The organism is Aeromonas sp. SER (assembly GCF_038739615.1).
Lineage (GTDB): Bacteria > Pseudomonadota > Gammaproteobacteria > Enterobacterales > Aeromonadaceae > Aeromonas > Aeromonas jandaei.
On the sequence record NZ_JBCGFC010000013.1, the window covers coordinates 69,953 to 82,890 of the forward strand.

Here is a 12,938-nt window from a genome sequence, read left to right on the forward strand (position 1 = left end):
CTGTGGAAGTTTATACCACCGAAGAACAACAGGTTGAGGTTATCAAGGAGTGGTGGAAAGAGAACGGGACCTCGGTGATCGCCGGTACCGTGATCGGTCTGGTCGGCCTGTTTGGCTGGCGCTACTACAACCAGTACCAGCAACAGACCATGGAGGCCTCCTCCCACGCCTACAACCAGGTGATTACCCAGCTGGCTAAAGGCGATGCCGCCGGTTTCGAGCAGGCAGCGCAGTTTGTCTCCGCCAACAAGGGCGATTCCTATGGCGAGCTGGCCGCGCTGCAACTGGCTGCTGCCGCCGTCAAGGCCGGCAAGCTGGATCTGGCTGCCGAGCAGCTGACCCAGGTGGCCACCAGCGGTGACGAGAGCATTCGTCCCATCGCTGCACTGCGTCTGGCTCGCGTATTGAACGATCAGGGCAAAGCCGATGACGCGCTGGCACAGCTTGGCAAGATCAATAGCGACGCCTTCAAGGCCCAGGTGGCCGAAGTGCGCGGTGACATCCTGCAAAAGCAGGGCAAGATTGAGGAGGCTCGCGATGCCTATCAGGCAGCGGCCGATGCCGGCGGCCTGCAGGGTAGCCAGGAGCTCAAGTTGAAGATGGACGATCTGGCCCTGCCGGCCATGACCACGGGTGAGGCACCGGATGCGTAATCTATTCAAAATGGTGGCGCTGGGGGCTGCGGTCTCCTTCGCCCTGCAGGGCTGCTCCCTGTTCAGCTCGGAAGAGGATTTGAACCCCATGGCACCGCTGCCCAAAGTCGAATCCGCTTTCAGTGCCGATACCGAGTGGTCTTCCACCGTCGGTGACGGCATCGGTGACTTCTATTCCCAGCTCAAGCCGGCAGTGGAAGATGATCGCATCTATGCCGCTGCGCGCGATGGCGATGTCACCGCCTTCGACCGTGCCAGTGGCGATCGCCTCTGGACCGTCGATCTGGCCGACCTGCCGGTCAACGCCGACAAGCGCAGCGCCCGTCTTTCCGGCGGCCTGGTCTCCCGTTACGGCAAGCTGTTCCTCGGCTCCGAGAACGGGGTGGTTTACGCCCTGAACGAAGAGAACGGCGAAGTGCTGTGGCAGACCAATGTGCCCGGTGAAGTTGTCGCCAGCCCTGCGGTTGAAGATGGTCGCGTGGTGGTACTGACCACCTCCGGTCGCCTGATTGCGCTCGACACCGACGAAGGCAAGATGCAGTGGACGCTCTCCGAAGAGCAGCCGCCGCTGACCCTGCGCAGTGCCGGTGCCCCGGTGATCACCAATGGCGCCGTCATCTATGGCCGCGCCGATGGCAAGGTGGGCATTGCCCTGCTGAGCAACGGTCAGCCGGTGCGTCAATCCAAGGTGGCCGACCCGCGCGGTGCTACCGAGCTTGACCGCATGGTGGACGTCGATGCCAGCCCGCTGATTGCCGGTGATGAGCTCTACGCCATCGCCTACAATGGCCAGTTGATGGCGCGCAAGCTGATGAGCGGCGACGAAGTGTGGAAGCGCAAGTATTCCGGCTATCGCGATCTGGCGATCACCGGCAACGCCATCGTGCTGACCGACAGTCGCAGCCACCTGTTTGCCATCGACCGTCGCAATGGTCTGGAGCTGTGGTCCAACACCCAGCTGGAGAATCGTACCGTCACTGCACCTGTCATCTTCGGTGACTATGTGGTGGTGGGTGATGTGGAAGGATACCTGTACTGGCTTGATCGTACCGACGGTACCATCAAGGCGATGCAGCAGCTCGACAGCAGTGGTCTGTACGCCGCCCCGCTTGTGGATGGTGACACCCTGTATGTGCAGAGCCGTGGCGGCAAGCTGTACGCGCTAAAGCGTCCTTGATCGTCCGTTAATTTGAATATCCGGCTCCTGGTCTTCGGACCCGGAGCCTTTGTCGTCTTGAGAATGAGGCTTTTATGACTCCTGTTGTTGCCCTGGTGGGCCGCCCCAATGTGGGGAAATCCACCCTGTTTAACCGCCTGACCCGTACCCGGGATGCCCTGGTTGCCGACTTCCCCGGCCTGACCCGGGACCGCAAATATGGCCAGGCGAAGCTGGGCGAGCTGGAATTTATCGTGGTCGATACCGGCGGTATCGATGGCACCGAGGAGGGGATCGAGCTGAAGATGGCCGAGCAGTCCCTGCTGGCCATCGAAGAAGCCGATGTGGTGCTGTTCATGGTGGATGCTCGTGCCGGTTTGACTGCTGCGGATCAGGCCATCGCCGAGCACCTGCGCAAGACCCACAAGAAGGTGTTTCTGGTTGCCAACAAGACCGACGGCATCGACGGCGACTCTGCCGTTTCCGAGTTTTACGGTCTGGCGCTGGGTGAGGTCTACCAGATGGCGGCCGCCCACGGTCGCGGCGTATTGAGCCTGCTGGAGCTGGCGCTGGCTCCTCACCTAGAGACGCTGGTCGAAGCCGCTGGCGACGAAGAGGTGCAGGACGAGGAAGAAGAGGACTTCGACGAAGAAGCTCTGCTGCGCATGGTGGCTGCCGGTGAACTCGATACCAAAGAGGACACCAAGGAGACGCCGTTCGCCGATCTGCCCATCAAGTTCGCCATCGTCGGTCGCCCCAACGTCGGCAAATCAACCCTGACCAACCGCATGCTGGGTGAAGATCGGGTCATCGTCTATGACATGCCGGGCACCACCCGTGACTCCGTCTACATCCCGATGGAGCGTGACGAGCAGAAGTACGTCATCATCGATACCGCCGGCGTGCGTCGCCGTGGCAAGGTGCACGAGACGGTGGAGAAGTTCTCCGTCATCAAGACCCTCAAGGCCATCGAAGATGCCAACGTCTGCCTGCTGGTGATCGACGCTCAGGAGACCATCACCGATCAGGACTTGAGCATCCTTGGCTTCGTGCTCAACACCGGCCGTTCCGTGGTGCTGGTTGTGAACAAGTGGGATGGTCTGGATCAGAAGGTGAAAGAGGATGTGAAGAACGAGCTGGATCGTCGCTTGGGCTTCATCGACTTTGCTCGCGTTCACTTCATCTCCGCCCTGCACGGCAGCGGTGTTGGCCACCTGTTTGAATCCATTCAGGAGGCTTACCAGTCCGCAACGCGCCGTACCAGCACCGCCATGCTGACCCGGATCATGCAGATGGCGCAGGAAGACCACCAGCCGCCTATGGTCAACGGTCGCCGCGTCAAACTGAAATATGCCCACGCCGGTGGTTACAACCCGCCGCGCATCGTGATCCACGGCAACCAGCTCAACGACTTGCCGGACTCCTACAAGCGGTATCTGATCAACTACTTCCGCAAGTCCCTCAAGATCATGGGCTCACCGATCCGGGTCGAGTTCCAGGAGTCGGTCAACCCGTTTGAAGGCAAGAAGAATACCCTGACCCTGAGTCAGGAGCGTCAGCGCAAACGGCTGCTGAAGATGAAGAAGAAATAAGCCCTGGCGGCTGCCCTCACCGGCAGCCGCTTTGTTATCCTCGCCATGGTAAGGTGAGGAGCAAGGGGAGGGGGATCTGCCATGGAGCCAGACCATGGCAGATCCACTTTTCGAGGAGTTGATTATGGAAGCCCTGCTTTGTCCATCCTGCCAGAGCGAACTGGATACCCGCAGCAAGGAGCAAACTTGCGGTAACTGCAAGGCCATTGTGCGGGTTACCGCACTCTGCCCCACCTGCCATCAGGAGCTGGAGCGGCTCAAGGCGTGCGGTGCGGTCGATTACTTCTGCAATCACTGCAACTCGCTGGTCTCAAAGCGGTCGGTGCAATTTAGTGCCGACATCCAGCAAGCCTGAAAAATCCAGAGCATAAAAAACCCGGCTAATGCCGGGTTTATGCTGTGTGCTCTGCGATAAGCAGGGTATAGGATCGATTTCTGCGCCACAGGTTGCGCTTGATGTCATTAAGCTTGAGTTTGCGTCTGGGGCTCCAGCTGCACTTTGCTTTTCTGACCAGACTGATTTTTCTACGTTTTTGCATCTTGGTCTCCTCCCAACTTAGGTGGCCATCCGGGCCTTGGGTCATTGATGGAGCCCATCCGAAATTGCTGTTATTTAATCTCTCAACATAATGAAAACAATGCGATTTCGGATAGGCTCCGATGTGATTCGATGGTAACAGAGAAGTTTGCGCGAAAACAGCCGAATAATAATTTGTTAGCGCATGGTGATCTGATTGACCACCTCGGCGATGACGGTGGGGCGCTCCGCCAGCTCAGGTTCGCTGGCGTTGTCGATATTTTCGCGCTGCTGTGCTCGCTGCTTCTCGTTGTCGAGCCAGAGCAGGCTCTGGTAATACTGGCGCACGTTGTTTACGTAGTTGCGCGCCTCGCCGCCACGGGCATAGCCGTAGCGTACCTTGCGATGCCAGCGCGCCTGCTGCAGCAGCGGCAGCACCTCTTTTACGTCACCCCAGGCGTCCGGGTTCTTGCCCAGATCCTTGGTGAGGCGACGGGCATCCATCATGTGGCCGTAACCTATGTTGTAGGCGGTGAGGGCAAACCACACCTTCTCGTCATCAGGCACCGAGTCGGGCACCTTTTCCATCATCTGTTGCAGATAGAGGGCTCCGCCCTTGATGCTCTCTTCCGGATGGAGCCGGTCATTGACCCCCATCGCCTTGGCGGTCGGCTCGGTCAGCATCATCATGCCGCGCACGCCGGTGTAGGAGCGAGCCTGCGGATCCCAGTGGGATTCCTGATAGCTGATGGCTGCCAGCAGGCGCCAGTCGATGTTTTTGGCGTGGTTCTGGAACAGCGACTGGTATTTGGGCAGCAGACTCTTGGCCCGCTGCAGGAAGGTGCGGGTATCGACGAAATCGAAGTTCTGCACGTGGCCGAAGTACTTCTCGTCGAGCTTGGCAATGGCGCCATCCATGAAGCGCTGGCCGAAGAAGTCGATGACGCTGGCATAGAGGCTGTCATCGGGCAGCTTGCTCATGGCCCAGGCGACGGTCTGCTTCTGGGCCAGGGTCAGCCCCTCGGTGAGCTCCGGGTAGTAGCGCTGGCTGCGGGCCAGCACAGTATCCTGTACCACCGTGTAGTCAATCTTGCCCTCGACCACCTGTCTCAGGAGATCTTCCAAATCGGCGCTGTTGCTGACGCTCCAGTTGAGGTCAGGATTGGTCTTGCTGAGCTCCTTGAGCAGATCTTCACCGGTCGAACCGGCCGCCACCACCAGCTTGCCCTTGATATCATCGAGAGAGTCCGGCTTTGGCTTGCCGTTGCGATAGACCAGTTTGGGGGAAACCTGATAGAAGCCCGGTCCGAAGCGAAACAGCTGGCGCCGCTCCGGGGTGACCATGATGGCGGCCGCAGCCAGATCGAGTTTGCCCTTCTTGAGCAGGTTTACCAGTTCATCCGAACTGTTAACCGGCACTATGGTGAGTTTGACCCCCAGCCAGTCGGCATAGTTTTTCGCCAGCTCGTAATCGAACCCCTGGGCGGTGTCGTCACGCTGGTAATAGGAGGTGGGGCCGTAGATGGTGCCAACCCGGATCTCGCCCCGTTGGCGGATCTGCTCCAGCTGGCTGGAGGGGGTGTAGAAGTCACAACCGACCAGGGTCAGCAGCAACGTCAGCCCGATAAATAGTCGAAAAATGCAGCGCAAGTAGGTGAGTACCTTTGTTGAAAAAATCGGCATTTGTCAAAAAAGAAGCACCTTTATACCAGAGAGTGTGCGCCGAGTCACACTACACAAAACGAGAAAAACGTTTGTCCGCTGTGAGCCAGCTCCCTATAATACGCGCGTCTCAATTCCCCCCACTTCAAAACTTGGTGAGAAAGGTCATATGGATATCTTGCGTGGTGCCCCTGCACTGTCTGAGTTTCGTGTCCAAAAACTGCTGCAACGATTTGCGCAGATGAAACAGGAGAGAGGAGTAGAGATAGAGGATGTCTATGCCGAATACGTGCACTTTGCCGAGCTTTCGAGCCCGCTGTCGCCCCCGGAGCGAGCGACCTTGGGCCAGCTTCTGCGCTACGGCCCGACTATCCCCGAACACACCCCCAGCGGTCAGCTGTTTCTCGTTACCCCCCGCCCCGGCACTATCTCCCCCTGGTCTTCCAAAGCAACCGATATCGCCCACAACTGCGGCCTGAACAAGGTCAAGCGGCTGGAGCGTGGCATTGCCTATTACGTGCAGGCCAAGGGGGAGCTGAGCGCTGCCCAGCGTGCCGATGTGGCGGCCGTGCTGCACGATCGCATGATGGAGATGGTGTTTGCCGACATGGAAGCGGCGAGCGCCCTGTTTGCCCACCACGAGCCGCGCCCCTTCACCCAGGTCGACGTGCTGGGCGGTGGCCGCGCAGCCTTGGCAGAGGCCAACGTGGCGCTGGGTCTGGCGCTGGCCGACGACGAAATTGACTATCTGGTGGAGAATTTCACCAGGCTGGGTCGCAACCCCAACGACATCGAGCTCTATATGTTTGCCCAGGCAAACTCCGAGCACTGTCGCCACAAGATCTTCAACGCCGACTGGACCATCGACGGTGGGCAGCAACCCAAGTCGCTGTTCAAGATGATCAAGAACACCTTCGAGCAGACGCCGGATCATGTCCTGTCTGCCTATAAAGACAACGCCGCGGTGATGGAAGGGAGCCAGGGTGGCCGCTTCTTCCCGAGCCCGGCCAGCGGCGAGTACCAGTATCATCAGGAGCAAGTCGACATCCTGATGAAGGTAGAGACCCACAACCATCCGACTGCCATCTCCCCGTTCCCGGGGGCGGCCACCGGCTCCGGCGGCGAGATCCGCGACGAGGGTGCCACCGGTCGCGGTGCCAAGCCCAAGGCTGGTCTGGTCGGTTTCTCCGTCTCCAACCTGCGCATCCCCGGCTTCGAGCAGCCATGGGAGCAGGATTTCGGCAAGCCGAGCCGCATCGTCAGCGCGTTTGACATCATGCAGGAGGGGCCGCTCGGCGGCGCCGCCTTCAATAACGAGTTCGGCCGTCCGGCCATTCTCGGTTACTTCCGTACCTTCGAAGAGGAGGTGCCGAGCCACAATGGCGTCGAGGTGCGTGGCTACCACAAACCCATCATGCTGGCGGGTGGCATCGGCAATATCCGCTCCGAGCATGTCCAGAAAGGGGAGATCCCGGTGGGGGCAGCCCTCATCGTACTGGGTGGCCCGGCGATGAACATCGGTCTGGGCGGCGGCGCGGCTTCCTCCATGGCTTCCGGCCAGTCGGCCGAAGATCTCGATTTTGCCTCGGTGCAGCGTGACAACCCCGAGATGGAGCGCCGCTGTCAGGAGGTGATCGACCGCTGCTGGCAGCTGGGGGACGATAACCCCATCGTCTTCATTCACGACGTGGGGGCGGGTGGCCTCTCCAACGCCATGCCGGAGCTGGTGAGCGACGGCGATCGCGGCGGTCGCTTCGATTTGCGCGCCATCCCAAACGACGAGCCGGGCATGAGCCCGCTGGAGATCTGGTGCAACGAATCCCAGGAGCGTTACGTGCTGGCAGTGGCCAGGGAGAAGCTGCCGCTGTTCAAGGCGCTGTGCGAGCGCGAGCGTGCACCCTATGCCGTTATTGGTACTGCCACCGAAGAGAAGCACCTGACGCTCTCCGATCAGCATTTTGACAACCACCCCATCGACCTGCCGCTGGATGTGCTGCTGGGCAAGCCCCCCAAGATGCATCGCGATGTGGTGACCCTGCCGGCACAAGGCAAAGCGCTCCAACTCGATGGCATCACTTTGGGCGAGGCTGCCGAGCGGGTGCTGCGTCTGCCCACGGTGGCGGAGAAGTCCTTCCTTATCACCATCGGCGATCGCAGCGTGACCGGTCTGGTCAACCGCGACCAGATGGTCGGCCCCTGGCAGATCCCGGTGGCTGACTGCGCCGTCACCGCTGCCACCTACGACAGCTACCACGGTGAAGCCATGTCGATGGGCGAGCGCACCCCGGTGGCGCTGCTCTCCCACGCTGCTTCTGCTCGCATGGCGGTAGCGGAAGCACTCACCAACCTGGCACCGGCTCACATCGGTTCCCTCAAGCGGGTCAAGCTCTCCGCCAACTGGATGGCCGCCGCCGGTCACCCGGGCGAAGATGCCGGCCTCTATGAGGCGGTCAAGGCGGTGGGCGAGGAGCTCTGCCCGGCCCTTGGCATCACCATCCCGGTGGGCAAGGACTCCATGTCCATGAAGACTCGCTGGCAGCAGGATGGCAAGGAGCAGAGCGTCACCTCGCCGCTCTCCCTGCTCATCTCGGCGTTTGCCCGGGTGGAGGATGTGCGCAACACCGTCACGCCGCAGCTGCGTACCGATCTCGGTGAGACTGACCTTATCCTCATCGACCTTGGCAATGGCAAGCAGCGCCTCGGTGCCTCCGCACTGGCACAGGTCTATCGCCAGTTGGGTGACAAGGCGCCGGATCTCGACAATCCGGTTCAGCTCAAGGGCTTCTTCAACGCCATTCAGGCATTGGTGGCCGATCGCAAGCTGATCGCCTATCACGACCGTTCTGACGGCGGCCTGTTCGTCACCCTGACCGAGATGGCATTTGCCGGTCACTGCGGTCTCGACATCCAGCTCGATCGCATCGGTGGCGAGCTGCTGCCTGCGCTGTTTAACGAAGAGCTGGGCGCCGTCATCCAGGTGCGCCGCGAAGATAAGGAAGCGGTGATGACCCTGCTGGCCGGTCACGGTCTGGCGGCTTGCTCTCACGTGCTCGGCACTGTGCGCGAGGGGGATCTCATCACCCTGCAACGCGTCGGTCAGGAGGTCTATCGCGCCAGCCGCACTGCACTTCGCACCATTTGGGGCGAAACCAGCTGGCAGATGCAGCGCCTGCGCGACAACCCCGAGTGCGCGGATCAGGAGCATGCTGCTCGTCAGGACGCCACCGATCCGGGCCTGCAGGCCAAGCTCAGCTTCAACCCGGCCGAAGATGTGGCCGCACCTTACATTGCCCGTGGGGTCTCCCCCCGTCTGGCGGTGCTGCGCGAGCAGGGGGTCAACTCCCACGTGGAGATGGCGGCGGCGTTTGACCGCGCCGGCTTTGCGGCGGTGGACGTCCATATGAGCGACATTCTCTCCGGTCGCATCAAGCTGGAGGAGTTCCAGACCCTGGTGGCCTGTGGCGGCTTCTCCTACGGCGATGTGCTTGGGGCGGGTGAAGGCTGGGCCAAGTCCATCCTGTTCAATGACAACGCTCGCGAGCAGTTCCAGCGCTTCTTCGAGCGTGGTGACACCCTCTCCCTGGGTGTGTGCAACGGTTGCCAGATGATGTCCAACCTGCGGGATCTCATCCCGGGCGCCGATCTGTGGCCGCGTTTCGTGCGCAACCGCTCCGAGCGGTTCGAAGCTCGCTTCAGTCTGGTGCAGGTACAGGAGTCACCGTCGGCCTTCTTCGCCGGCATGGCGGGCTCCGTGATGCCGATTGCCGTCTCCCACGGGGAAGGGCGTGTCGAGGTGCGCGATGCCGCTCACCTGAACGCACTGCAAACCAGCGGGCTGGTGGGGCTGCGCTTTGTCGATAACCGCGGCAGCGTGACCGAGCAGTACCCGGCCAACCCGAATGGCTCGCCAGAGGGCATCACCGCAGTGACTACCACCGACGGTCGCGCCACCATCATGATGCCGCACCCGGAGCGGGTGTTCCGCACCGTGGCCAACTCCTGGCACCCTGACAACTGGGGTGAGGATGGTGCCTGGATGCGGATGTTCCGCAATGCCCGGGTTCGTCTGGGTTAATAGAGACGACGCTAGCGCGTAACAACTGAAACCGGCCAATTGGCCGGTTTTTTTATGGAGCAATGGAGTGGGTTAGGCAAGCGAGGTGGCAAGTCAACCAATGGCTTTGTCGCAGCGTACGTTGATGAGGGAGAGAGTTGATCCATGCTCTGCAAATGGGGTCGGGGGAGGGGAAAGATGAGAAGAAAAAAAACCGGCAGCCAAGGCTGCCGGTTTTGATTTAGAGAAGGGGGATTATTGCAGAACTACGTTCTGGAAACCCTGTACCAGCGAGATGACCGGTTGTGGGTAGAGGCCGAGCAATACCACCAGAGCGGCCGAGAGCAGCACGACTACGCCACCGGAGGAGAGCGCCCAGTTGGCGCTGGCATCGCGTTGTTGCATGCCCGGCTCACGCAGATAGAGGGTCACCATCACACGGAGGTAGTAGTAGAGACCCAGCGCACTGCCCAGGATGATGGCGGCAGAGAGCCACCAGAGCTGGGCCTCGACAGTCACACCGATGAGGTAAAACTTGCCGATGAAGCCGAGCGTCATCGGGATACCGGCCAGAGAGAGCATCATCACGGTCAGTACGGCGGTCAGGTAGGGACGCTTCCAGAACAGGCCGCGATAGCTGTGCAGAGAGTCCGCATCTTTGCCGCGATAGGGGCTCGACATCATGCTGACGACGCCAAAGGCGCCGAGGCTGGTGAACAGATACATCAGCAGGTAGACCCCAGCCGCTTCCACCGGCATCTGGCCGATACGGCTCGCCACGATCACCGCCAGCAGATAGCCAAAGTGGGAGATGGAGGAGTAGCCCAGCATCCGCTTGATGTTGCTTTGCACCAGTGCCAGCAGGTTGCCGATAAGGATGGAGATGAACGCCATGGCGGCCAGCAACCAGTGGATCATGGGATCGGCTGCAGCCGGTACCGCCAGATAAAAGCGCAGCAGTACGGCAAACACGGCGACCTTGCTGACGGTTGCAAGGAAGGTGGCGACCGGTGCCGGTGCACCTTCGTAGACATCCGGTGTCCAGAGGTGGAAGGGGGCCAGAGAGAGTTTAAAGGCAAAGCCGACTAGCATCAGACCAAGACCGCCCATCAGCAGCGGATGGTGAGCCGGGCTCTGGGCCATGGTCACCCCGAGGGCATCAAAGCTCAGGCTGCCAGCCTGGGCATAGAGCAGCGCCATACCAAACAGCAGGAAGGCGGTGGCGGCGGCAGAGAGCACCATGTACTTCACCGCGGCTTCCAGCGAGTGGCGCTCGCGGTAGGCGTACCCGACCAGACCGAACATCGGCAGGGTCAGCATCTCGATCCCGATAAAGAGGGAGGCGAGGTGGCGGGAGCAGGCCAGCACCAGACCACCGGCCGTGGCGATCAGCAGCAGCAGGAAGAACTCTTCCCGGTTATCCGGGTAGGCTTTCAGCCACGACTGGCCGAAGGTACAGGTTGCCAGCGCACCAATCAGCACCAATCCCATGTAGAAAACGGCATAGCCATCGACTTGCAGCAGCGGGGTGACCCCCTGATCCCCTTGCGCCATGACGATGGGCAGGGAGAAGAGCGCCAGGTTGAGACCAATGATGGTGACGGTAAAGGCGGTAGTGACACAGCGGCGCCACGCGATGGCCAGCATCAGGGCCGCCATGGCCCCGGTGGTCAGCAGCAGGGGAAGCAGTGCCAGCAGTTGGGAAGCGGAGAAAGTCATTGCAGAGCTCCAGCAGTTGGCAGCAGATACCAGTGCAGCACGTTGATGAGGCTGCTGCTGGCGGTATCAATCACGGGTTGGGGATAGAGGCCAAGCAGAACCAGCAGGCCCGCAATCACCATCATCATGGTCAGCTCGCGGCGATCCAGTCCTTTCAGGATGCTCTCGTCCTTGGCCGGGCCAAAGCAGGCGCGCTGCAGCATGATGAGGGAGTAGACCGAGGCCAGCACCAGGCCGAAGGTAGCGACCGCAGTGATCACCGGGGCGACTTGGAAGCTGCCGATCAGGATCAGGAACTCGCCGACGAAGTTGCCGGTGCCCGGCATGCCCAGAGAGGCGACCGAGAAGAAGAGCATCACGCCCGGCAGATAGCGTAAGCGTCCCCACAGACCACCCATCTGGCGCAGATCGCGGGTGTGCAGCCGCTCGTAGAGCTGACCGCAGAGGATGAAGAGGCCGGCGGCGGAGAGACCGTGGGCGATCATCTGCACCACAGCACCCTGTAGGGCCACTTCGCTACCCGAGTAGATGGCGATCATCACAAAACCCATGTGGGAGATGCTGGTGTAGGCCACCAGCCGTTTGATGTCGGTCTGGGCAAAGGCCACGATGGCGCCATACACGATGCCGACAAGACCCAGCACCATGGCGTAGGGGGCAAATTCGGCGGAGGCCTCCGGGAAGAGGGGCAGGGCAAAGCGCAGCAGACCATAGGCCGCGGTTTTCAGCAAAATACCGGCCAGGTCCACCGAGCCTGCTGTCGGCGCCTGACTATGGGCATCCGGCAACCAGCCGTGCAGCGGCACCAGCGGCATCTTGACGGCGAAGGCGATGAAGAAGCCCAGCATCAGCAGCCACTGTACACCCTTGCTCATCGGGGTATTGAGCAGATCCAGATAGTTGAAGGTGAAGACACCGGTAGCATGCTGGTGGGTCAGCACCAGCCCGATGATGGCCACCAGCATGATCAGGCCGCTCACCTGGGTGTAGATGAAGAACTTGGTCGCCGCGTTGATCCGTGATTTTCCGTCAGTGACCGAATGGCCCCAGAGCGCAATCAGGAAGTACATGGGAACCAGCATCATCTCCCAGAAGAAGAAGAAGAGGAACAGATCCAGCGCCATAAAGACGCCGAGCACGCCACCCAGGATCCAGAGCAGGTTCAGATGGAAGAAGCCGATGCGTTGCACGATCTCTTTCCACGAACAGAGGATGGCCAGTACCCCGATAAAACAGGTGAGGATGACCATCAGCAGTGACAAACCATCCACTGCCAGATGCAGGGAGATGCCAAAGCGGGGGATCCAGGGCAGACGCCATTCGGCAGCCCATGGGGAAGCGGCACCAGTGACGCCCGCGCTATCGAGGCCGGTGGTGGCAAGAGAGAAATCACCACTTAGCCAGATGGCACAGGAGAGCAGCAGGCTGGCGCTCATGGAGAGGAGGGCAACCCAACGGACAAACTGCCCGCCGAGACGCTCCATCTGCCAGCAGAGCAAGCCGCCGATAAAAGGAATTAACAAGATCCAGAGTAAGGTCACGGTATCAGCTCTCGTTCAAGTTCATATGAGATTGCACGCCCTGT

Annotated in this window: 8 protein-coding genes; 5 read left to right on the plus strand and 3 right to left on the minus strand. The window is 60.7% G+C overall.

Annotated features, from left to right (window positions below):
- Positions 1 to 2: 2 nt before the first annotated feature.
- The 4 genes from AAHA41_RS17710 (at position 3) to AAHA41_RS17725 (ending at position 3,756) form a co-directional block, all read left to right on the plus strand.
- Positions 3 to 653 carry a tetratricopeptide repeat protein gene (locus tag AAHA41_RS17710; RefSeq protein ID WP_041207428.1) on the plus strand — a complete coding sequence of 217 codons (651 nt, stop codon included), beginning with the start codon at positions 3 to 5 and terminating at the stop codon, positions 651 to 653.
- On the plus strand, positions 646 to 1,830 hold the full coding sequence (gene bamB / locus AAHA41_RS17715; protein WP_323069830.1) for an outer membrane protein assembly factor BamB: 1,185 nt from the start codon (positions 646 to 648) through the stop codon (positions 1,828 to 1,830). The genes AAHA41_RS17710 and bamB overlap by 8 nt, the downstream gene beginning before the upstream one ends.
- Before the next feature lie 74 nt (positions 1,831 to 1,904).
- Positions 1,905 to 3,401, plus strand: a complete 1,497-nt coding sequence (der, locus tag AAHA41_RS17720; RefSeq protein WP_033114513.1) for a ribosome biogenesis GTPase Der — start codon at positions 1,905 to 1,907, stop codon at positions 3,399 to 3,401.
- Positions 3,402 to 3,525: 124 nt separating this feature from the next.
- Entirely contained in the window at positions 3,526 to 3,756 is a 231-nt protein-coding gene (locus tag AAHA41_RS17725) for a zinc ribbon domain-containing protein (protein ID WP_071910699.1), read from the plus strand.
- A 360-nt stretch (positions 3,757 to 4,116) separates the two neighbouring features.
- On the opposite strand, the gene mltF is transcribed toward AAHA41_RS17725, so the two are convergent.
- Positions 4,117 to 5,601, minus strand: a complete 1,485-nt coding sequence (gene mltF, locus AAHA41_RS17730; protein ID WP_041207429.1) for a membrane-bound lytic murein transglycosylase MltF — start codon at positions 5,599 to 5,601, stop codon at positions 4,117 to 4,119.
- Positions 5,602 to 5,749: 148 nt separating this feature from the next.
- Here mltF and purL point away from each other — a divergent pair, with 148 nt between their 5' ends.
- Entirely contained in the window at positions 5,750 to 9,655 is a 3,906-nt protein-coding gene (purL, locus tag AAHA41_RS17735; protein WP_323069832.1) for a phosphoribosylformylglycinamidine synthase, read from the plus strand.
- A gap of 234 nt (positions 9,656 to 9,889) precedes the next feature.
- Here purL and nuoN read toward each other — a convergent pair whose 3' ends face one another.
- Both nuoN and nuoM read right to left on the minus strand, forming a co-directional pair.
- Entirely contained in the window at positions 9,890 to 11,353 is a 1,464-nt protein-coding gene (gene nuoN, locus AAHA41_RS17740) for an NADH-quinone oxidoreductase subunit NuoN (RefSeq protein ID WP_041207431.1), read from the minus strand.
- Positions 11,350 to 12,894: an NADH-quinone oxidoreductase subunit M gene (nuoM, locus tag AAHA41_RS17745; RefSeq protein ID WP_041207432.1), complete on the minus strand. Its 1,545-nt coding sequence runs from the start codon at positions 12,892 to 12,894 to the stop codon at positions 11,350 to 11,352. Before nuoM ends, nuoN begins: the two co-directional genes overlap by 4 nt.
- Positions 12,895 to 12,938 lie beyond the last annotated feature (44 nt).